This is a genomic window from Roseomonas sp. WA12, assembly GCF_054165765.1.
The window spans coordinates 1,306,637-1,325,810 of record NZ_CM135108.1; the positions used below are offsets into that span (position 1 = coordinate 1,306,637).

General features: G+C 69.4%; 22 protein-coding genes, 1 tRNA gene and 1 pseudogene. 16 read left to right on the forward strand and 8 right to left on the reverse strand.

The genetic code is table 11. The features are described 5' to 3' along the window. Together ACVBD7_RS06260 and ACVBD7_RS06265 are read right to left on the reverse strand one after the other, a co-directional pair. Positions 1-255: a DUF2171 domain-containing protein gene (locus ACVBD7_RS06260; RefSeq protein ID WP_458096640.1), complete on the reverse strand. Its 255-nt coding sequence runs from the start codon at positions 253-255 to the stop codon at positions 1-3. Positions 256-386: 131 nt separating this feature from the next. Beyond that, positions 387-953: an outer membrane protein assembly factor BamE gene (locus tag ACVBD7_RS06265; protein WP_458096641.1), complete on the reverse strand. Its 567-nt coding sequence runs from the start codon at positions 951-953 to the stop codon at positions 387-389. A gap of 116 nt (positions 954-1,069) precedes the next feature. Between ACVBD7_RS06265 and ACVBD7_RS06270 the strand changes: the two genes are divergently transcribed. The 8 genes and pseudogenes from ACVBD7_RS06270 (at position 1,070) to ACVBD7_RS06305 (ending at position 5,691) form a co-directional block, all read left to right on the forward strand. After that, positions 1,070-1,606, forward strand: a complete 537-nt coding sequence (locus ACVBD7_RS06270; RefSeq protein ID WP_458096642.1) for a ubiquinol-cytochrome C chaperone family protein — start codon at positions 1,070-1,072, stop codon at positions 1,604-1,606. Next, a complete protein-coding gene (locus ACVBD7_RS06275) occupies positions 1,603-2,094 on the forward strand; it encodes a YceD family protein (protein WP_458096643.1) in 492 nt (163 codons plus the stop codon). The genes ACVBD7_RS06270 and ACVBD7_RS06275 overlap by 4 nt, the downstream gene beginning before the upstream one ends. A gap of 127 nt (positions 2,095-2,221) precedes the next feature. Continuing rightward, complete coding sequence (gene rpmF, locus ACVBD7_RS06280; RefSeq protein WP_424139500.1) at positions 2,222-2,425, forward strand: 50S ribosomal protein L32; 204 nt, start codon at positions 2,222-2,224, stop codon at positions 2,423-2,425. Positions 2,426-2,587: 162 nt separating this feature from the next. Then, on the forward strand, positions 2,588-3,601 hold the full coding sequence (gene plsX, locus ACVBD7_RS06285) for a phosphate acyltransferase PlsX (RefSeq protein ID WP_458097647.1): 1,014 nt from the start codon (positions 2,588-2,590) through the stop codon (positions 3,599-3,601). Continuing rightward, complete coding sequence (locus tag ACVBD7_RS06290; RefSeq protein ID WP_458096644.1) at positions 3,601-4,545, forward strand: beta-ketoacyl-ACP synthase III; 945 nt, start codon at positions 3,601-3,603, stop codon at positions 4,543-4,545. Before plsX ends, ACVBD7_RS06290 begins: the two co-directional genes overlap by 1 nt. Positions 4,546-4,700: 155 nt before the next feature. Beyond that, positions 4,701-5,009, forward strand: a complete 309-nt coding sequence (locus ACVBD7_RS06295; RefSeq protein WP_458096645.1) for an integration host factor subunit alpha — start codon at positions 4,701-4,703, stop codon at positions 5,007-5,009. A gap of 113 nt (positions 5,010-5,122) precedes the next feature. After that, positions 5,123-5,437 (forward strand): annotated as a pseudogene (locus ACVBD7_RS06300) (MerR family transcriptional regulator); the annotation flags it as partial. Between the two features lie 177 nt (positions 5,438-5,614). Continuing rightward, positions 5,615-5,691 (forward strand) — tRNA-Pro (locus ACVBD7_RS06305). Positions 5,692-5,748: 57 nt separating this feature from the next. On the opposite strand, the gene ACVBD7_RS06310 is transcribed toward ACVBD7_RS06305, so the two are convergent. The 3 genes from ACVBD7_RS06310 to ACVBD7_RS06320 all read right to left on the reverse strand — a co-directional run bounded on the left by ACVBD7_RS06310 (position 5,749) and on the right by ACVBD7_RS06320 (position 7,837). After that, the gene (locus tag ACVBD7_RS06310; RefSeq protein WP_458096646.1) at positions 5,749-6,348 is read right to left on the reverse strand and encodes a class I SAM-dependent methyltransferase; all 600 of its coding nucleotides are present in this window, start codon (positions 6,346-6,348) and stop codon (positions 5,749-5,751) included. A 349-nt stretch (positions 6,349-6,697) separates the two neighbouring features. Next, the gene (locus ACVBD7_RS06315) at positions 6,698-7,273 is read right to left on the reverse strand and encodes a hypothetical protein (protein WP_458096647.1); all 576 of its coding nucleotides are present in this window, start codon (positions 7,271-7,273) and stop codon (positions 6,698-6,700) included. Continuing rightward, on the reverse strand, positions 7,274-7,837 hold the full coding sequence (locus tag ACVBD7_RS06320) for a glycosyltransferase (RefSeq protein ID WP_458096648.1): 564 nt from the start codon (positions 7,835-7,837) through the stop codon (positions 7,274-7,276). It abuts the gene before it with no gap. A 235-nt stretch (positions 7,838-8,072) separates the two neighbouring features. On the opposite strand from ACVBD7_RS06320, the gene ACVBD7_RS06325 reads away from it, so the two are divergent. The 7 genes from ACVBD7_RS06325 to ACVBD7_RS06355 all read left to right on the forward strand — a co-directional run bounded on the left by ACVBD7_RS06325 (position 8,073) and on the right by ACVBD7_RS06355 (position 14,849). Beyond that, on the forward strand, positions 8,073-8,867 hold the full coding sequence (locus ACVBD7_RS06325; protein ID WP_458096649.1) for an ABC transporter ATP-binding protein: 795 nt from the start codon (positions 8,073-8,075) through the stop codon (positions 8,865-8,867). Between the two features lie 16 nt (positions 8,868-8,883). Continuing rightward, positions 8,884-9,600 carry an ABC transporter ATP-binding protein gene (locus tag ACVBD7_RS06330; protein ID WP_458097648.1) on the forward strand — a complete coding sequence of 239 codons (717 nt, stop codon included), beginning with the start codon at positions 8,884-8,886 and terminating at the stop codon, positions 9,598-9,600. A gap of 66 nt (positions 9,601-9,666) precedes the next feature. Continuing rightward, the gene (locus tag ACVBD7_RS06335; protein ID WP_458096650.1) at positions 9,667-10,905 is read left to right on the forward strand and encodes an ABC transporter substrate-binding protein; all 1,239 of its coding nucleotides are present in this window, start codon (positions 9,667-9,669) and stop codon (positions 10,903-10,905) included. A 54-nt stretch (positions 10,906-10,959) separates the two neighbouring features. Next, entirely contained in the window at positions 10,960-11,847 is an 888-nt protein-coding gene (locus ACVBD7_RS06340) for a branched-chain amino acid ABC transporter permease (RefSeq protein ID WP_458096651.1), read from the forward strand. A gap of 3 nt (positions 11,848-11,850) precedes the next feature. Next, positions 11,851-12,855: a branched-chain amino acid ABC transporter permease gene (locus ACVBD7_RS06345; RefSeq protein WP_458096652.1), complete on the forward strand. Its 1,005-nt coding sequence runs from the start codon at positions 11,851-11,853 to the stop codon at positions 12,853-12,855. 192 nt (positions 12,856-13,047) lie between these two features. Then, on the forward strand, positions 13,048-13,794 hold the full coding sequence (locus ACVBD7_RS06350; protein WP_458096653.1) for a hypothetical protein: 747 nt from the start codon (positions 13,048-13,050) through the stop codon (positions 13,792-13,794). Continuing rightward, entirely contained in the window at positions 13,791-14,849 is a 1,059-nt protein-coding gene (locus ACVBD7_RS06355; RefSeq protein ID WP_458096654.1) for a toxic anion resistance protein, read from the forward strand. Before ACVBD7_RS06350 ends, ACVBD7_RS06355 begins: the two co-directional genes overlap by 4 nt. Positions 14,850-14,971: 122 nt before the next feature. On the opposite strand, the gene ACVBD7_RS06360 is transcribed toward ACVBD7_RS06355, so the two are convergent. Continuing rightward, positions 14,972-16,087, reverse strand: a complete 1,116-nt coding sequence (locus ACVBD7_RS06360) for a TRAP transporter substrate-binding protein (protein ID WP_458096655.1) — start codon at positions 16,085-16,087, stop codon at positions 14,972-14,974. A gap of 122 nt (positions 16,088-16,209) precedes the next feature. On the opposite strand from ACVBD7_RS06360, the gene ACVBD7_RS06365 reads away from it, so the two are divergent. After that, positions 16,210-17,271: an alcohol dehydrogenase gene (locus ACVBD7_RS06365; protein WP_458096656.1), complete on the forward strand. Its 1,062-nt coding sequence runs from the start codon at positions 16,210-16,212 to the stop codon at positions 17,269-17,271. A 93-nt stretch (positions 17,272-17,364) separates the two neighbouring features. Here ACVBD7_RS06365 and rpmG read toward each other — a convergent pair whose 3' ends face one another. Beyond that, the gene (gene rpmG, locus ACVBD7_RS06370) at positions 17,365-17,532 is read right to left on the reverse strand and encodes a 50S ribosomal protein L33 (protein WP_338662958.1); all 168 of its coding nucleotides are present in this window, start codon (positions 17,530-17,532) and stop codon (positions 17,365-17,367) included. A 112-nt stretch (positions 17,533-17,644) separates the two neighbouring features. After that, positions 17,645-19,087 (reverse strand): S41 family peptidase, encoded by a 1,443-nt coding sequence (locus ACVBD7_RS06375; protein ID WP_458096657.1) that lies wholly within the window; start codon positions 19,085-19,087, stop codon positions 17,645-17,647. Positions 19,088-19,174: the final 87 nt, after the last annotated feature.

A 19,174-nucleotide genomic window follows, 5' to 3' on the forward strand; every position in this document is an offset into this window, starting at 1 on the left:
TCAGCCCTCCTCGCGGTTTCCCTCGGCGCCGGAGCGCATCATTTTCAGGGTCTCCTCAAGCGTCGTCTGGGTCGTGACCTTGTCGTCATCGACCATGGATACCTGCGAGAGTGGGATGAAATGATGTTGGCCATCGGCGCTGCCGGCCCGGGTCAGCTTGATCCGCCCGGCATCCAGCGTGTCCACCGTCCCAATCGGGCGCCCGTTGCAGTCCACCACGTTCATGTGGGGGCGGATGAGGGTGGTATCGACCATGGGCGCTGCCTCGCATCGTGAACGGGATGCGGGATCAACGGCGCGAGCTTGGCGGGGATGCAGAGAGGCGCCGGGCAGGGATGCCGGCCGGCGCCGGAGAAAAGAGGGCGGCCCTGACAGGGCCGCCCGGATCACGGGCTGGGTGCGGACGGACCCGGCGCGGTCGGCTGGGTCACACCGGGACCGAAGCGGCCGATATTGCCGAACAGGGCCTGCAGAAGAGACCGGTCGTTGCCCGGAACCGGGGTGGTGCGCTCGACCACTGCCACGTTCCGCATATCGGCCTGGCCCTTCTCCTCGATGCCCTGCACGATGCCGCGCTCGTCGAAGCGCACCACGACCACGCGCTGGTTGTCGATCCCGGGCAGACGTCCCGGGCGCAGATGCGTGTTGGCGCTGATGTAGTACCACTCGCGCGCATCGAAGGTGGCGGTGGCGCTGGGTGAGCCGAGCACGGCGGTCACATCCGCGCGGCTGGAAACGCCTGGCCTGATCTCGCTCAGAAGCTCGGCCTCGGCGCGGTTGCCGCGCGGCTCCTCGGGCGCGGAGAAGAAGCCACATCCCGCGAGCGGGACGAGGAGGACCGCAGCCAGGGCGGCGTGCCGGAGGGCCGATCGGGTCGCGAGGCCATGGCTGGCCCCGTTGCCGGAAGGGGCACCGGGACGGCGGGTGGCGGGCGGATTGACGGGGGCGGTCATGGGGGCCATCTCGTTGGTTCGATTGCCACCACCCCGCCGCCTGGTCAACAGAGGCAGCGGCTGGCCGCGTCCCGCTGGGATGCTGGCCTGCCTAGGCCCGAACGGAACCGCGCATCATGGCCCTTCTCGGCCTCCTCCGCCGGCGCCCGCATGAGCGGGCCGGCTTTGCCCTTTACACCGCTGCCGTCACAGCGGCTCGCGACCCCTCGCTGTTCGGCGAGGACGGCGTTCCGGACACGCTGGAGGGGCGCTTCGACCTGGTTGCCCTTCATGGCGCCCTGATGGTGCGCCGCCTGCGTCGGGACCCTGACCCGCGCGGCCCGGTGCTCGCCCAGGCGGTGTTCGACGCGATGTTCGCCGATATGGACATGAACCTGCGGGAAATGGGGGTGGGCGATATGTCCATCGGCAAGCGCGTCCGCCGCATGTGGGAAGCCTTCCACGGCCGGGCGTTGGCCTATGAGACGGCGCTGGAAGCGGGAGATGCGGCGGCGCTGGAGGCCGCGCTTGCCCGCAATGTATGGAGTGGCGAACCGCCGAATGGGGCGGCACGCCGACTGGCGAACCATGCGCTGGCCATCGACGCGGCCCTGGCCACCCAGCCTTTCGCGGAGCTCGCGGCCGGCCGTGCCGTTCTGGATGGTGCCGTATGACCGTCGAGTTCAGTCGCCGCCTCCGCCCGGTTATTGTCGGCCCGGAGGGGCGCCAGGAGCGTCTGGAAGCCACTGCCGAGGAGCGGGCCGCCCTGGCCGAGCGCTTGGGGCTGCTAGGGCTGGATGCGCTCACGGCCGACCTCACCATCCAACCCGCGCCGGGCGGGCTTCGCGCCCGTGGCACGCTAAGGGCAAAAGTGGTGCAGGCCTGCGTCGTCACGCTCGACCCGGTGCCTCAGGCGGTGGAGGAGCCGCTGGACTGGCGCATTCTCCCACTGGGCGAGGAGCCCTCGGACGAGCTGGACGAGGGGCCGGACGAGATCGAATCCGAGCCGGATGGTACGGTGGACCTTGGTGAGGCTGCGGCGCAGAGCTTAGCCCTCGCGCTCGACCCCTATCCGCGCGCGCCCGGCGCCGAGCTACCGGACTCGGCGCGCGATGCCGCATCTTCCCCCTTCGCAGCGCTGCGTGGGTTGAAGCCGGGCTGAGCACGGCCGAAATGGGGGGCAGGGCGCCGTAAGCCTTGCCCCTGATGATGGCGGGTGGTAAGGCGCGCGCCTCCCGAGACTCCCGTCCGTTCGCGTGACGTGTTGCAACTAGAAAGGCCCGGCACCGATGGCCGTCCCGAAGCGCAAAGTATCGCCCTCCCGCCGCGGCATGCGGCGTAGCCATGAGGCCCTCCCGCGGGAGGCTCATGCCGACTGCCCGAACTGCGGCGAGCTGCGTCGCCCGCACAACATCTGCGTGTCCTGCGGCTTTTACGACGGCCGTGAGGTCGTTGCTGCCGGTAAGCCGCTGAAGGGCGCCGTCCGCGCCTGATTCGGTCCACCCCGCCGTCCGCGGCGGGGTTCCCGTCCAGGACAGTCGAGGCCGAGACAGTGAGGAGCGCCGGAATTGGCCGCATCCGGGTTGGCTGAAGTTGGGGCCGCCGGGTCTGGCGCTGTGGGACCGGCGGAGCGCTTCGCCCTCGCGGTCGATGCCATGGGGGGCGACCATGCCCCTGATGCCGTGCTCGACGGGCTGGAGCAGGCTGCCGAGCGCCATAAAGGTGCCCGGTTTCTGCTGGTTGGCGATGAGGCACGGTTGACGGCCGGCCTCGCCACACGGCCGCGCGCTGCCGCGCTCTGCACCATTCGCCACGCCCCCGACTACATTCCCGGCGACATGAAGCCGACGGCAGCCCTGCGTCTGCGCCGCGCGTCCATGCGCCTTGCGATCGACGCGGTCGCAGCCGGGGAGGCGGAAGGCGTGGTCTCCGCCGGCAACACCGGCGCGCTGATGGCGCTGGCGAAGATCGTGCTCCGCACCATGCCCGAGATCGACCGTCCGGCACTGGCCGCGATCGGTCCCTCCGCGCGCGGCGATGTCGTGCTGCTCGATCTCGGTGCCAACATCACCTACGAGGTCCGCAACCTCGTGGAGTTTGCCATCATGGGCGACGCCTTCGCCCGCGCTGTGCTCGGCCTCACCGCCCCCACGATTGGCCTGCTCAATGTCGGCTCCGAGGAGCTGAAGGGTGACGAGCGAATCCGCCAAGCGGCCGAGGTCCTGCGCGAAAGCCATGTGGGAGCGAACTTTCACGGCTTCGTCGAAGGGCATGACATCACCGCCGGCACGGTGGACGTGGTGGTGACGGACGGCTTCACCGGCAACGTCGCGCTGAAGACCGGGGAGGGGGCGCTGAAGCTCGTTGGCAGCCTCCTGCGCCAGGTCTTCAATTCCTCGTTGCCGGCGCGCATCGGCTACCTGCTGGCCCGGCCCGCGCTGGACCGGTTGCGGCAGTGGATGGACCCGCGGCGCTATAACGGCGCCGTGCTGATCGGATTGAACGGGGTGGTGGTGAAGAGCCATGGCGGCACCGACGCGCTCGGCTTCGCCCATGCCGTGGATGTGGCGATGGACATGGTAACGCACGGCTTCAACGACCGCATCCGGACGGGTGTGGCCCTACTCGGCCAGAAGCAGGCCGTGGCGCAGCAGGCCTCGGCCAGCTGATGATCCGTTCCATCATAGCGGGCACCGGCGGGTATCTGCCGGCGCGCAGCCTCACCAATGACGAGCTGGCTGCCGCCTACGGGCTCGACACTTCCGACAGCTGGATCAGCGAGCGGACGGGCATCCGTCGGCGCCACATGGCAGCCCCGGGTGAGACCACGGCCGACATGGCCGCAGCCGCCGCGCGCGAAGCCCTGGCTCAGGCGAGCGCGGATGCATCCGAAGTAGATGCCATCATCCTGGCGACCGCGACACCCGACTCGGCTTTTCCCTCTACCGCCACGCGTGTGCAGGAGAAGCTGGGCATCCGGCAGGGCTTCTCCTTCGACATCTCGGCAGCCTGTACCGGCTTCATCTATGCCGTAGGCGTCGCCGACTCGATGCTGCGCGCCGGTCAGTGCCGCAGTGCGCTGGTCATCGGCGCCGAGGCCTTTACCCGCATCCTTGATTGGACCGACCGCGGCACCTGCGTGCTGTTCGGCGACGGTGCGGGTGCCGTGCTGATGCGGGCCAGCGAGGATCCCGGCGAGAAGGGCATCCTCTCCACCCATCTGCATTCCGATGGCCGCCACGGCGACATCCTGCAGGTGGAGGGCGGGATGGTCCGCATGGCCGGCCGCGAGGTGTTCCGCCACGCCGTCTCCAAGCTTGCCTCGGCGGTGGACGAGGCGCTCGCGGCGAATGGTCTCGTCCAGTCCGACGTGCAGTGGCTGGTGCCGCACCAGGCCAATCTCCGGATTATCGACGCCATGGGCCGCAAGTTGGGCCTGCCGCCTGAGCGCGTGGTTGTGACTGTGGATCGCCACGCAAACACCTCTGCCGCTTCGATACCGCTTGCACTTGCTGAAGCGACCCGGGACGGCCGGATCGGTGCCGGTGATCTCGTGTTGATGGAAGCCATTGGCGGCGGGCTTACCTGGGGTGCGGCGCTCGCGCGCTTCTGACGGTCGCGCGACTCATCTCGGCATTTCGGCAACACTGCGTGCCGGAGTCCACACTTTCGCCGTGAGTCGATTGACGGGGCATCGCCCCAGCGGTCCAATCCAACTGCTTTCGAGGCCGGGATTTGGCCCGGGCTGGGGCAGAGGGGCATGGCCGCGTGAACACCATTACCCGTGCCCAGTTGGCTGAGGCGATCTACATGCAGGTGGGCCTCTCGAGGAACGAGAGTGCCGCACTGCTTGAGGACGTGCTGAACCGCATCTCCGCCACGTTGCAGGCCGGCGAGGCTGTGAAGCTTTCGGCCTTTGGCACCTTCGCGGTGCGGCAGAAGGCGCAGCGGATCGGGCGCAATCCCAAGACGGGCGTCGAAGTGCCGATCACACCGCGGCGCGTCCTCTCCTTCCGCGCGAGTCAGGTACTGAAGGCCCGGATCAACGGCGAGACGCCGCCGCGGGCCGAGGATTGACCGGGCAGCGGGTGGGCTAGGATGAGCACGGCCGGAACGGGCAAGGGTAGAGCAGGAGCGCGATGAGCGGCATGAGCGTGCTTGGCGAAATCACCCCGAACCTGCCCTCCGACATGAGCGAGGGAGGGCTGGGCGAAGCCGGGCCCGAGGCCACGGCCCGCCGCAAGTCCCCCAACGCCTTCCGCACCATCAGCGAGGTCGCGGAGGACCTTCATATTCCCCAGCACGTGCTGCGCTTCTGGGAGACAAAGTTCCCCCAGCTCAAGCCGCTGAAGCGAGGTGGCGGCCGCCGCTACTACCGACCCGAGGACATCACCCTTCTGCGCCGCATCGGCGACCTGCTTTACACTCAGGGCTACACGATCAAGGGCGTGCAGCGCCTGTTACGTGAGGGTGGGCTGGAGGCCGTCGAGGCGGCGGGCGAGGCCTATGAGGTGCCGCAAGAGGTCGCTAACGAGGGCTCCGAACTGCGCGCCTGCCTGGCGGAGCTGGAGGCGATCTCCGCCGAGTTGAAGGCGCTCTCGGCGCCGCGCTGAAGGGCGGCTGGCGAAACCGGTCCGACCGGGGTTGAGGCCCCGGCGGACGGGTGCTAGACCCCGCCGCATCGGAGCGTGGCGCAGTCTGGTAGCGCACTTGTCTGGGGGACAAGGGGTCGTGGGTTCGAATCCCGCCGCTCCGACCATTTTTTCCGCGCACATCAGCTAGGCCCGACTGCGCCAGCTGCGGCGGCCTCCCTAAATCAACATCGCGCCCATCTCACCCCCCCTGGTTTCACCGCGACCAGGAAGGCGTCGATCGATCGTGCCCCCGGCGGAAGCGGCGCGCGCCGCCAGGCCAGCAAGGGCCGCACCACAAGCCCCGCCGTAGCCAGTGACGCCCACCAGTCCCAGCGATGCGCGAAATACAGGTCTCTTTCGGTGCGCCGGACGAGCAGGTGGTGAAGCCACATCAGCGCAGCGGTGTGGCGGGGAGGGGGGAGCGTCTCGGCGCGCAGAACCTCGAGGCCGAGCACTTCCGCCAAACGGCGGAGCGCGCCGGTGGTCCACCAGCTCAGGTGATGTGGCGGCGCATTCAGCGGCAAGTTCGGGATCTCGGTGAGCGGCGAGGGCCAGAGCGGGACGCAGAGCACCAGCCGTCCGCCCAGCTTCAGGCAGGCCGCCATCGCCTCGGCGAAGGCGCGCGGATCCTCGACATGCTCGAGCACCTGGAAGGCGCAGACGACATCGTACTGCCCGGCATGCCGGGCTGCATGCACCTCCACCGTCTCGCGCAGGATACCCGGCACCTCCTCCGGCAGGTGCGGGTCCAGCCCCTGCCAGTGCGCGCCTGCCGGCAGCAAGGTTTCCAGCCGCCTCGCCCGGCGCCGACATCGAGCACGCGTTCACCCGGGCGAACATGCCGCGCGGCCTCGACCAACTCGGGCCGTTCCAAGGCCCGAGGTGTCGGACCTTCCAGCATGCCAAGCTTCGCGTAGAAGCGCTGGTAGAAGGCGCTGTCGCCGGCAATTGGCGGGTGGAAGAACATCACGTCGCAGTCCGCGCGCCAAAGGGCTATGGCCGGCCCACTCCGCCCCAGCGGAGTAGGCTCCACCCCGTGCCAGTAGCGCTACATGGCGTGCAGCAGGCCGCGCGTCAGGCGCTGCACCATGACCGGACTGTTGTCGCCCGTGACCGGGCAGGGCGGTGGTGTCATGGCGCGCTCCGCCGGAGCACGCGCACGTTCTCAGGCCCGGTCACGTCATAGGAGACGTGCTCCCAGTCGATCCGCCGTGGAACCAGGCTGGCCCAGTGGAACGCGCAACTCAGGAAGTCGGGCAGGGGCGAGACGGCAAGCAGAAGCTGGGCAATTCGGGTCCGTGCCGGATCCGCTTCCCCCAGGCGGAACGCGATCCGGTCGTGCATGGCCCAGCGAAGCGCTCCCCAGGCCGGTAGTAGCGGCAGCCAGAGCGGCTGCAACAGGGCGAGCCAGAGCCAGAGGAGCGACATCACCTGGCTCGCCACAGCGCCCGCCCACCACAGGGCCGGCCTGTACAGGTGCAGGATCCGGTGCTGCCGCAGCGTGAAACTGGCCATGGCACGCGCCGAGTTTTCGAGCGGCGTGGGCAGCAGCAGGATACGCCGAGTCAGCAGGCGTAGGCCGCGTCGGCGGGCCATCTCGGCAAGCGAGAGATCATCCGACAGCGTGCGCTCCAGCGCCGCTGCGGCGGCTCCCCCCGCCAGCGCCGCGGGGCCGAGGGCGAGGGACCCGCCCCAGGCCACCGGCATTCAGCGCACCCGCGGCAGCGCCACGACCGAGCGGTCCAGCCAAGCGACGAAATGCGTCCAAACGCCCCGGCCCGGTTGCAGCCAGCGATAGCCGGTGACGAGGTCGGCCGTACCCTCCAGCACGAGGGAGGCGAGGGTGGAAAGCCACCAGGATGGCGGGCGGATATCGGCGTCGAGCAGGACCACCACAGGCTCCTCGGGGGTGAGGAGCGCCAGCCCCGCCAGGAGGTTGGAGCATTTCTGGCCGCGATGGGCGACTGGCGCCGCCGTGACGATTTCGAGCGGAAAGGGAAGGGGCACGGACATCGCGGCCAGCATCGCCTTCTCGTCACCCTCCTCCACGGCCACGATCATGCGGACGGGCTGTAGGCTCTGCCTGGCCAGGGCTTGCAGCAGAGCCGGCAAGTCCGGTGGTGCGCCTGCCAGTGGCAGGAGCAGCACCACGGGCCCGCGGCAATGGATTTCTGCAGGCTTCGCCCGCCGCAGGAAGACAAGGTTGGCCAGAAGCCAGAACAGAATCACCGTGCCGCCGAGCGCGGCGAGGATGGCTCCTGCAAGCGTCACGGCGGGTAGGTCCCGCCCGGCTGATATCCGGAGCGGACCGCTGTCGCCCGGGATACGGGAGCAGCAGAGGCCTTCATTGACCGAACCATACACGCCTGCTCGGCACGCGCCCTTCATTTCGGGGGCAGACGGAGCGATTTATGGCGCAGCCGCAATCCGCTTGCACGGCTCACCCCGGCCCGGCATGGTTCCGTTGCAGCCGCGAAGACGGCAACAGGGAAATGGGGCGTACCGAGTGCAGGAACACATCCTCGAGACCGAGGGTTTGACGAAGGAGTTCCGCGGCTTCGTCGCGGTCTCAGATGTGAACCTGCGCGTCCGGCGGGGCACGATCCACGGGCTGATCGGGCCTAACGGCGCGGGCAAGACCACTTGCTTCAACCTGCTGACCAAGTTCATGCAGCCCTCGCGCGGAGTAATTCGCTACGACGGGCGGGATATCACCCGCATGAAGCCAGCCGAGGTCGCGCGGCTCGGCCTGGTGCGGTCCTTCCAGATCTCCGCCGTCTTCCCGCATCTCACGGTGCTGGAGAACGTCCGCGTGGCGCTGCAACGCGAGCGGGGCGGCAGCTACGATTTCTGGCGCAGCGATTCGGTCCTGCGCCGCTACGATGACCGCGCCATGGCGCTGCTCGAGGATGTCGGCCTAACCAGCTATGCCCAGGCCTCCGCCGGCACGCTGCCCTATGGCCGCAAGCGCGCGCTGGAAATCGCCACCACTCTCGCCCTCGAGCCCACCCTCATGCTGCTGGACGAACCCACCGCTGGCATGACGCATGAGGATGTGGACCGGATCGTTGCCCTCGTCCGCCGCGTGGCGCAGGGGCGCACCGTGCTGATGGTGGAGCACAACCTGAAGGTGGTCGAAGGTCTCTGCGACACCATCACCGTGCTCACCCGCGGCAAGGTGCTGGCGGAAGGCCCCTATGCCGAGGTCTCGCGCAACCCGGCCGTCATCGCGGCTTATCTCGGCAGCGACCCCGGCGTCTCCGGCGCCACGGCCCAGGACGAGGTGACGGCGCATGCCTGACGCCCTGCCGCCCGCCATGCCCGAGGTGAGCACCGACGCCCTGCTGGCCATCCGCGACCTGCACGCCTGGTACGGCGAGAGCCATGTGCTGCACGGCGTCTCGCTCGACATCCGGCCTGGCGAGGTGGTGACGCTGCTCGGCCGCAACGGTGCGGGCAAGACCAGCACGCTTCGCTCAATCATGGGTCTCACCGGCCGGCGCTCGGGATCGGTGACCTTCGAGGGACGCGAGACGATCCGGATGAGCCCGGACCAGATCGGCCGCGCGGGCATTGGCTACTGCCCGGAGGAGCGCGGCATCTTCGCGAGCCTCGACGTGACCGAGAACCTGATGCTTCCGCCGCGTGTGCGCGATGGCGGGCTCGACATCCCGACCATCCACGCGCTCTTCCCCAACCTGAAGGAACGCGCCCGCAGCCAGGGCACGAAGCTCTCGGGCGGCGAGCAGCAAATGCTTGCCATCGCCCGGATTCTTCGCACCGGCGCGCCGCTGCTGCTGCTGGATGAGCCGACCGAGGGTCTGGCGCCCGTCATCGTGCAGCAGATCGGCGTCATGATCCGCGAGATCAAGCAGCGCGGCTTCACCGTGCTGCTGGTGGAGCAGAACTTCCGCTTCGCCCAGACGGTCGCCGACCGCCACTATGTGATGGAGCACGGCCGCGTGGTCGATTCCGTCCGGAACGATGAGATGGCGGGCAGCATGGATCGGCTGCACGCCTATCTCGGCGTCTAGGCGCGAGAGGCCCAGGATGGGCCACCGCGCGAAGCAGAACAGAACATAACGGGAGACGTAACAGAGATGACCCTCGACCGCCGCACCATCCTGGGTGGCGCCGCTGCGCTGCCCGCGCTCGGCATGCTTCCCTGGAACAGCGCCCGCGCCCAGTCGAACAACACGATCAAGATCGGCGTTCTGACCGACATGTCCGGCACCTATCGTGACGGCGCCGGTCCCGGCTCTGTGGCCTGCGTGCGGCAGGCCGTGCAGGACAGCGGCGTCACGGGCCGCGGCATCAACGTGGAGGTGCTGCAGGGCGACCATCAGAACAAGCCCGACGTCGCCTCCACCATCGCCCGCCAGTGGATCGACCGCGACGGCGTGAACGTCATCATCGACGTCGCCACCTCCTCCTGCGCGCTGGCCGTGAACAGCGTGGTGAAGGAGAAGAACTCCATCATGCTGAACAGCACGGGCGCGACCGCCGACCTTACTGGCTCCGCCTGCAACGCCAACACGATCCACTGGACCTACGACACCTGGCAGCTCGCGAATTCCACCGGCGGCGCCATGGCGAAGTCGGGCGGTGATACCTGGTTCTTCATCACGGCCGACTACGCTTTCGGCCACGCGCTGGAGCGTGACACCTCCGCGGTGATCGGCAAGAACGGTGGCCGCGTCCTCGGTTCCGTCCGGCATCCCTTCCCGGGCACCACCGACTTCTCCTCCTTCCTGCTCCAGGCGCAGCAGTCGCGCGCGAAGGTCGTCGGCCTCGCCAATGCGGGTGTCGACACGATCAACTGTGTGAAACAGGCGGCTGAGTTCGGCCTCACGCGCCGCCAGAAGCTGGCCGTGCTGCTGATGATCGCGAGCGACGTGCACAGCCTCGGCCTCAACACCGCCCAGGGCCTTGTGCTGAGCGAGACCTACTACTGGGATCTCAACGACCGTACGCGCAACCTCGCCAACAAGGTGAAGGGCACGATGGGTGGCGCCATGCCGACCATGTGGCAGGCGGGCTGCTACAGCGCGGCGCTGCACTACCTGAAGGCGGTGGCCGATATGGGCGCCGCCCAGGCGCGCGCGAGCGGCGCCGAGACGGTGGCCCGCATGAAGGCCATGCCGACGGATGACGATGCTTTCGGTGCCGGCTCCATCCGCCAGGACGGCCGCAAGCTGCATCCCTCCTTCCTGTTCGAGGTGAAGACCCCCGGCGAGAGCAAGGGCGCGTGGGACTACTACAAGCTCCTGCGCACCGTGCCGGTCGAGGAGGCCTGGCGCCCGATGGCGGATGGCGGCTGCTCGCTCGTCCGTACCTGAACCGAAACGCGGGGAGGCGGCTTGCCTCCCCGCCAGATTGCCGGGTGACCCGCCTTGTTCGAGGAACTCCTCTTCCAGCTTGAGATGTCGGCGCCGCAGATCGTGCTGGGGCTGGTCAATGGCGCCTTCTACGCGCTGCTCTCGCTGGGTCTTGCCGTCATCTTCGGCATGCTGAACGTCATCAACTTCGCCCATGGTGCCCAGTTCATGATGGGCGCCTTCGTGGCCTGGATGCTGCTGAACTGGGCGGGCATTCCCTATTGGGGGGCGCTCATTCTCTCACCCCTGATCGTCGGGGCCTTTGGCGTGGTGCTCGAACGCACCATGATCTCGCGGCTCTATAAGCTTGATCACCTCTACGGCCTGCTGCTGACCTTCGGGCTCGCGCTGATCATCGAGGGGCTGTTCAGGAACCAGTTCGGCGCTTCCGGCCTGCCCTATGCACCGCCGGCGGCCCTGACCGGCGCGCCGATCGATCTCGGCTTCATGCTTCTGCCGAAATACCGCGTCTGGGTCGTGGTCGCGGCCTTCGCCGTTTGCATCGCCACCTGGCTGGTCATCGAGAAAACCCGGCTTGGCGCCTATCTGCGGGCGGCGACCGAGAATGCGCCATTGGTGCAGGCCTTCGGCGTGAACGTGCCGCGCATGATCACGCTTACCTATGCGGCCGGCGTCGGCCTTGCTGCGCTCGCGGGCGTGCTGGCGGCGCCGATCTACTCGGTGAACCCGGGTATGGGGTCAAACTTCATCATCACGGTCTTCGCCGTTGTCGTGATCGGCGGCATGGGCTCGATCCTCGGCTCCATCATCACCGGCTTCGGCCTCGGCCTCGTCGAGGGGCTGACCCGGGTGATCTACCCGGAGGCCTCGGCTACCGTGATCTTCGTCATCATGGCGATCGTGCTGCTCGCACGCCCCGCCGGCCTGTTCGGAAGGGCCTGACCCATGGCGTCCGCCACCACCGCCTCGCCCGACCTGACCCCCGCTGCCCTGCCGCCGGCGGCGCCCCGCACGGGGTTCCTGGGCTTCAGTCGCGCCCAAGGCATCGCCCTCCTCGTCCTGGTGGCGGCGCTCGTTGTCTGCCCCTTCTTTCTCTACCCGCAATTCCTGATGAAGCTGCTTTGCTTCGCCCTCTTCGCCTGCGCGTTCAACCTGCTCATCGGCTATGTCGGGTTGCTCTCCTTCGGCCACGCCGCCTATTTCGGCATGGGCAGCTACATCGCCGCCCATGCGGTGAAGGTCTGGGGGCTGACACCGGAGCTTTCCATCCTGCTCGGCGGCGCCGTGGGCGCAGGGCTCGGGCTGGTTTTCGGCTGGATCGCTATCCGCCGCGCCGGCATCTACTTCGCCATGATCACCCTGGCGCTGGCCCAGATGGTCTATTTCTTCTGCCTCCAGGCGCCTTTTACCCATGGCGAGGACGGCATCCAGTCCATCCCGCGCGGTCGGCTGCTGGGGATCGTGGACCTTTCGACGGACATGACCCTGTACTGGTTCATCGCCGGCCTGTTCCTGGCGGGCTTCCTGCTGATCCACCGGATCATCCACTCGCCCTTCGGGCAGGTGCTCACCGCCATCCGGGAGAACGAGCCGCGCGCGACCTCGCTCGGCTACCGCACGGATGACTACAAGCTGGTGGCCTTCGTCCTCTCGGCCGGGATCGCGGGGGTGGCGGGCGGCGCCAAGGCGATCACCGTCGGCATCGCGACGCTGACCGATGTCCACTGGTCCATGTCGGGCGAGGTGGTGCTGATGACCCTGCTCGGCGGCCTGGGCACGCTGTTCGGCCCGGTGCTGGGGGCTGCGGCCGTGGTCGGGATGCAGACCTATCTGGCGCCCTTCGGTGCCTGGGTGACGATCATCCAGGGGGTCATCTTCGTCCTCTGCGTCCTTGCCTTCAGGGCGGGCATCGTCGGCGAGGTGGGGAGACTGCTGAAGGTGAAGCTGTAGCCGGACGCTTGAAGAGGGGGCATCGCGGGGCGATCTGTCTGCCGCCATGAATCGTGCCCCTCCTTCGGTTTCCCCGACTGCCATCGCCTGGCCTGCCCCGGTCAGGCGCCTGACCGGTCTCGCGCTCCTCGCGGCAGGGCTTGGCTTCACCGGGATGCTGTCCTTCGTGCACGTCCTGCTGGAGCTCTTTGATTGAGCGCCGCCCGAAGCCCCTATCGCGGGCATGACCGCCTGCCTCGCTGGTGGACGGGGCTGCGAGGCGTGCCCATTGCCCTCTTCGCCATTCCATTGGTCCCGGCCTTCTTCCTGGCACTGGCCAGCGGGGAGGGACGCTTGATCGGCGGCTGCATCGCAGGACTTGCCGGGGTGGGCTTGGCCATGTCGCGCCTCGCCCGCGCCCGCAGCGGCGATGCCCGCCGGGCATCGGTTCTGCTCGGCGTCGGCACGGGACTGGCAGCCGGCTTTGCCGGTGGCACAGGGGCAATCGGCGCGGTCGTGCTCGGCCTCATGGCCTGGGGCGGTGCCCGGCTGCTCTATGAGGGCGTGACCGAGGCGGCGCCCCCGCCGCCGCGCCCGGCCCCGCCCCCGCCGGGTCCGCTCGACCCGATGCGAGCCCGCATCGCCGCCCTTCGCGGCGCCGATCCCCGCCTTTTGCCTGCCGCCGACGCCATGGGTGGTCTGCTGGACGAGCTGGCGCTGCGCCCCGACGCCGCTGGGCAGGCGCGACGTGTCCTGGCCGTGGGCGTGGACGGGTTGGAGCGGATCGGCGCTCGCCTGGCCCAGGGTGCCACGCCGCCCGAGGCCTTGCCGGTGCTGGTGGACGACCTCGCCCGAGCCGCCCGCCAATCCGCCGAGGACCTGCGCGGCGCAGAGACCGAGGCGCTGGCAATCCAGGTGAAGGTCCTGCAGGACCGCCTGCACCAGGAGGGCATCGCGTGAGCCGCGATACGCTGCAGCCCGCGCCGGAGCGCGTGACGGAACTCGCTAGCCGGATCGACCTGAACGACCCCGGAAGCATCACCCGCTTCGGGCAGGAGGCGCAGGGCCGCGCCGCCGCGGCCGCGGATGCCATGCTAGGCGCCGCGCGCAACGACGCGGTGGGGGAGGCGGGCAGCTCGCTGTCCAACCTGCTCTCCACTCTGCGCGGCTTTGACGTGACGAAGCTGGATGCCAAGCCCGGCCTCATCGCCCGCCTTTTCACCCGCGCCGGCGCCGAGACCACCGCCATCCTGCAGCGCTACGAGGGCGTGCGGGCCCAGGTGGAGACGATCGGCGACAAGCTGGACGCGCACCGCACGCGGCTGATGGAGGACGTGGAGCGGCTGGAGCGCCTCTATGACGGCACGCTGCAGTGGTTCCATGCCTTGGCCGAGCACATCGCCGCCGGTGAGGCCGTCCTGGCCCGCACCGACAAGGAGGCGGTTCCCGCCGCCGAGTGGGAGGCGGAGGTCGGCCGCGACCCGCTCGCTCCGCAACGCCTGCGCGACCTGCGCGCCGCCCGCGAGGAGCTGGACCGCCGCATCCATGACCTGCGCCTGACACGCCAGATCGCCATGCAGGCATTGCCCTCGATTCGGCTGATCCAGGAGAACGACAAGGCGCTGGCCGGACGCATCCATTCGGTGCTGGCCAATACGGTACCGCTCTGGCGCACGCAGCTGGCCCAGGCGCTGGCACTTCAGCGCATGCGCGAGGCGGGAGACGCTGTGCGCGCCGCGACCGACCTGACCAACGAGTTGCTCACCGCCAACGCCCAGGGCCTGCGCCGCGCGAATGCCGAGGCTCGGACCGAGATTGAGCGCGGGGTGGTGGATCTGGACGCCGTGCAGACCGCGAATGCCGCGCTGGTCGCGACAATCGAGGACAGCCTTCGCATTGCCCATGAAGGGCGGGAGAGGCGGCAGGCCGCGACGAAGGCGCTGGGCGACGCCGAGGCTGAAATCCGCCGGGCGCTGGTGGCGGCACGGGCACCGGAGCGGCGGCCCGGTCAGTAGGCCGGGGGAAGTTCCCCCCCGGGCCCCTTCTATCTTTGGTCTGCAGCGTCGGCGCGTCCGGCGCGACGACGAACTCGAACATAAAGTAGGAGTCCGGGGGGTTCATCTCCCCGGGCCTTCCTTCAGCGGCGCGCAGAGGCCTGCGCCACATAGTTATCGAAGCTCAGCTCCGACACGCGGTGCCAGATCCGCATATCGTCGCGGTGCTTCGACCAGCTCTCATGGATCTTCGCGAAATCCGGGTTTCGGGCGACGAGGTCGCGCTCGATGTCCAGCCAAGTGCGCAGGCAGGTGTCGAGCATGTCGCGCGAGAAGGGGGTGAGCTTCGCGCCCTGGGCGACGAGGCGGCGCAGGCTGTCCGGGTTTCGGATGTCGTAGCGCGCGACCATCCAGTGCGTCGCCTCCGCGCAGCCCGCGCGAATCGCGGCCTGATAGGACTTCGGCAGCGCGTTCCACTGGTCGAGATTGACGTAGAAGTAGGTGGAGGCACCGCCCTCCCACCAGGCCGGGTAGTGATAGAAGGGCGCGACGCGCACGAAGCCAAGCTTCTCGTCGTCATAGGGGCCGAGCCACTCGGCGGCATCGATCGTGCCGCGCTCGAGGCCCGGATAGAGGTCGCCGGCACCGAGCTGCTGCGGCACGCCACCGAGCCGGGACAGCACCTGGCCGGCCAACCCGCCGATGCGCATCTTCAGCCCGTTCAGATCGCTCGCCGGGCCCAGCGCCTTGCGGAACCAGCCGCCCATCTGCGCCCCGGTGGCGCCCAGCGGCATGCCGTACACGTTGAACTTGCGGTGCAGCTCGTTCATCAGGTCGATGCCGCCGCCCTCATACATCCAGGCGTTCTGCTGGCGCGTGTTGAGGCCGAAGGGCAGGCCGGTGGCGAAGGCGAAGGCGTCATTCTTGCCGGTGTAGAGAAAGCTGGTGGTGTGGCAGCATTCCACGGAGCCGGACTGTACGGCATCCAGCGCCTGCAGCGGCGGGGCGATCTCGCCGGCGGCGAAAACGCGGATCTGGAAACGGTCGTCGGTCAGCTCCGACACCACGCGCGAGAAGACCTCGCCCGCGCCGTAAATGGCATCGAGCGAGCGCGGGTAGGAGGAGGTGAGGCGCCAGCGAAGCGCCGGCTGGGCGGTCTGCGCGACGGCCGGGGCTGAAAGGCCCGCTGTCGCGGTGGCGGTGCCGGCAGCAAGCGTGGCGGCCTGTCCGGCGCGGCCGAGAAGGGCGCGGCGATCCATTGGCGTTCTCTCCCGAATCTTACCGAACGCGTAGCGCCATCGCGCGCGCCGCGCCAGGGGAAGCGCTTGACCCGTGCCCGCCCGGGGTGTGCGATCCTGACAGAAGAGTGGAGGGAACGAGGATGCGCGCCTGGGCCGTGGTCGAGGAAGGGGCGCCGCTGCAGGCGCTGGACATGCCGACGCCGGAGCCGAAAGGGGCCGAGGTGCTGGTGGAGGTGACGCATTGCGGCGTCTGCCATTCCGACCTTCATATCTGGGAGGGCGGCTACGACCTGGGCAGCCGCGGCCGGCTCTCGCTGAAGGACCGCGGCGTGGTTCTGCCGCTGGCGATGGGCCATGAGATCACGGGGCGGGTCGCGGCGGTCGGGCCGGAGGCAACGGGCGTCTCGGTGGGCGAGGAGAAAGTGGTCTTCCCCTGGATCGGCTGCGGCAAGTGCGAGCGCTGCGCGGCTGGGGAGGACAACATGTGCCCCAACGCCGCGCGCACCCTCGGCATTTACCGCAACGGCGGCTACGCCAGCCATGTCCTTGTGCCGGACGCGCGCTACCTCGTCCCGCTGGACGGCGTTCCAGCGGCGGTCGCGGCCACTTATGCCTGCTCGGGCATCACCGTCCATTCAGCCATCCGCAAACTCGGCGACCTGCCGCCGGACCGGCCAGTGGTGCTGGTGGGTGCGGGCGGGCTGGGGCTGAACGCCATCCACATGCTGCGCGCCCTGGGCCATCGCCGCATCGTCTCCGTCGACATCTCGGCGGAGAAGCTCGAGGCGGCGCGCGCGGCCGGGGCGACGGATACGGTGCTGGCGGAGGGCGACGTGACGGCAGCCATTGTCGCCGCTTGCGGCGGCCCGGCGCTCGCTGTGATCGACCTCGTGAATGGCTCCGCCACCGCCCGCTTTGCCTTCGATGCGCTGGGCAAGGGCGGGGTGCTCGTCCAGGTCGGGCTGTTCGGGGGGGAGGTGACCTTGCCGCTGCCCCTCATGGCGATCCGCGCGCTGACGCTGCAGGGATCCTATGTCGGCTCGCTCGCCGATCTGCGGGCGGTGATGGCGCTCGCCAAGTCCGGCAAGCTGGCCGCACTGCCCGTAGAGACCGTACCGATGGCCGAGGCGAATTCGGTGCTGCGCCGCCTGCGGGACGGCACGGTGACGGGCCGGGTGGTGCTGCGAGCGGAGGCGGCCTGAACACAGACGGCATGACGAAACGCCCGGGAACCATGGGGTTCCCGGGCGCTAAGCAACCCTGTCGCTATCAGGCCCCGGAGCGCCCGAAGGGGATTACTTGATCTTGGCCTCGCGGAAGACGACGTGCTTGCGCGCAACGGGGTCGTACTTCTTCTTCTCCATCTTGCCGGTGGCGTTCCGCGTGTTCTTCTTCGTCACGTAGAAGTAGCCGGTGTCCTCGGAGGAGACGAGGCGGATCTGGATGGTGTTTGACTTGGCCATGTTCTGACTCGGGACTCGATTCCACAGGGGCGGGTGCCGGCCAGGGCCGGGTCGCAGAGGGGGCGCAAACTACCGCCGTCGGCCGGAAGGTCAAGCATTTTGGCGCGGAAGCTCAGCGCGCCAGGGCGGCAGCGTAGATCTCCGGCCGCTCCAGCACGGCCCGGGCCGCGGCAAGGTCGGCGTCCCGCCCCTCGGCCGGCGGGCAGGCGCCGCGCAGGGCGGCCACCTCGCTCGTCGGTACCGGGGCGCGGGCGGCGCGGGCGCGGGCCAGGGGCACGGCCATCGGGCTGTCCGGCGTGCCGAGGATGGCGAGGTTGCGGGCCATCTCCTCGGCGCCACGGCTGGTGCACAGGGCCGGCAGGACGCCCAGCATCTGCAGCGGCCAGCCCCGCGGGGCGAGGATACGGGACCAGGACAGGGCGAGTTCCCCGCCTCCAGGCACTGGCACCAGGACCTGGATCAGGCCCTTGCCCATCGTCGCGCTGCCCACCACCACGCCGCGGCCGAGATCCCCGATCGCTGCCGCGACAACCTCGGCGGCCGAGGCGGTGCGGCCATCGACGAGGACCACCAGCCGGCGGTCCGCCGCGAGGTCCGGCCCACCACCCGTGAAGCGGCGGCGGCTATCGGGGTGGCGGCCCTCGGTGGTGGCGAGGGTGGCGGGCGGAACGGCCGGTATGAAGGAATCGGCCACCCGAATCGCCTGCTGCAGCAGCCCGCCGCGATTGCCGCGCAGATCCAGCACGACACCGAGCGGGGCAGCGCTGGCCGGGTAATCGGACAGCGCGCGGTCGAGCTGCTCGGGCGTCGCTGAGGAGAACAGCGGCAGCTGCAGCCAAAGCACCCCGTCCCGCGCCTGGGCTGTCACCGAGAGAAGGGGCGCCGCGCTGCGGGTGAGCAAGACCTCCAGCCGCCGACGCCCGCGACGAATCGAGAGCAGGACGCTGCTGCCCGGCGTGCCTTCCAGAGCGGCATGCGCTTCGTCCATGTCCTCGGCGGAAAGGGCAATCCCGTCGGCCTCCACCACAACGTCCCCGGGCCGCAGCCCCGCGCGCGCTGCGGCGCTTCCGGGCGCGACCGGCCCGACGGCAACGGCGCGGCGCGCGGCTGGCACCAGGGAGAGGCCGAGGTCCCCCGCGCCGAGCCGGCGTTCGCGGCCGTGGCGCGCCTCATCCGGGGTCATGTAGCGGCTATAGGGGTCAAGGTGATTGAACACCTCCTCGAAGCCGGCCTGCAGCATGGCTTGACGGCCGGCGCGGCGCAGCGCCGGGGACTGCCGCTCGCCCTCGGCGAAAAGGGCCGCGACCGCTTCCGCCACCTGGGCAGGGCTGGTGCCCGCCAAGCGGTCCGCCGCCAGCCGGTTCGAGAACCCGAGCACGAGGGCTGGGCCGCGGCGAGCGGCGGAGAGGTAGGGATCGATCGCCTCCAGCCCACGCAGGGCCCAGAGGCCGAGCTCCATCGGGTCCGTCGAGTCGAGATGGCGTTCGGCGATGGCGGTGAAGCCAACGCGCAGAGCCGGGCCGAACTCCTGCGCGCGGGCGGGCGCAGTGAGCAACGGGAGGGCCAGCAACCAAGCGCCGACCCACAGCGCCAGACGTGCCCGGCGGATCGCTGCGATTGTGGAGCGGGCGAGGGACCGGGA

Excerpts from the sequence above, each read along its gene's own strand:
- ACVBD7_RS06265 (WP_458096641.1), bottom strand. The coding sequence starts at position 953 with ATGACCGCCCCCGTCAATCCGCCCGCCACCCGCCGTCCCGGTGCCCCT.
- ACVBD7_RS06290 (WP_458096644.1), top strand. The coding sequence starts at position 3,601 with ATGATCCGTTCCATCATAGCGGGCACCGGCGGGTATCTGCCGGCGCGC.
- ACVBD7_RS06275 (WP_458096643.1), top strand. The coding sequence starts at position 1,603 with ATGACCGTCGAGTTCAGTCGCCGCCTCCGCCCGGTTATTGTCGGCCCG.
- ACVBD7_RS06260 (WP_458096640.1), bottom strand. The coding sequence starts at position 255 with ATGGTCGATACCACCCTCATCCGCCCCCACATGAACGTGGTGGACTGC.
- ACVBD7_RS06330 (WP_458097648.1), top strand. The coding sequence starts at position 8,884 with ATGCCCGAGGTGAGCACCGACGCCCTGCTGGCCATCCGCGACCTGCAC.
- ACVBD7_RS06345 (WP_458096652.1), top strand. The coding sequence starts at position 11,851 with ATGGCGTCCGCCACCACCGCCTCGCCCGACCTGACCCCCGCTGCCCTG.
- ACVBD7_RS06360 (WP_458096655.1), bottom strand. The coding sequence starts at position 16,087 with ATGGATCGCCGCGCCCTTCTCGGCCGCGCCGGACAGGCCGCCACGCTT.
- plsX (WP_458097647.1), top strand. The coding sequence starts at position 2,588 with ATGGGGGGCGACCATGCCCCTGATGCCGTGCTCGACGGGCTGGAGCAG.
- rpmG (WP_338662958.1), bottom strand. The coding sequence starts at position 17,532 with ATGGCCAAGTCAAACACCATCCAGATCCGCCTCGTCTCCTCCGAGGAC.
- rpmF (WP_424139500.1), top strand. The coding sequence starts at position 2,222 with ATGGCCGTCCCGAAGCGCAAAGTATCGCCCTCCCGCCGCGGCATGCGG.
- ACVBD7_RS06270 (WP_458096642.1), top strand. The coding sequence starts at position 1,070 with ATGGCCCTTCTCGGCCTCCTCCGCCGGCGCCCGCATGAGCGGGCCGGC.
- ACVBD7_RS06365 (WP_458096656.1), top strand. The coding sequence starts at position 16,210 with ATGCGCGCCTGGGCCGTGGTCGAGGAAGGGGCGCCGCTGCAGGCGCTG.
- ACVBD7_RS06315 (WP_458096647.1), bottom strand. The coding sequence starts at position 7,273 with ATGCCGGTGGCCTGGGGCGGGTCCCTCGCCCTCGGCCCCGCGGCGCTG.
- ACVBD7_RS06335 (WP_458096650.1), top strand. The coding sequence starts at position 9,667 with ATGACCCTCGACCGCCGCACCATCCTGGGTGGCGCCGCTGCGCTGCCC.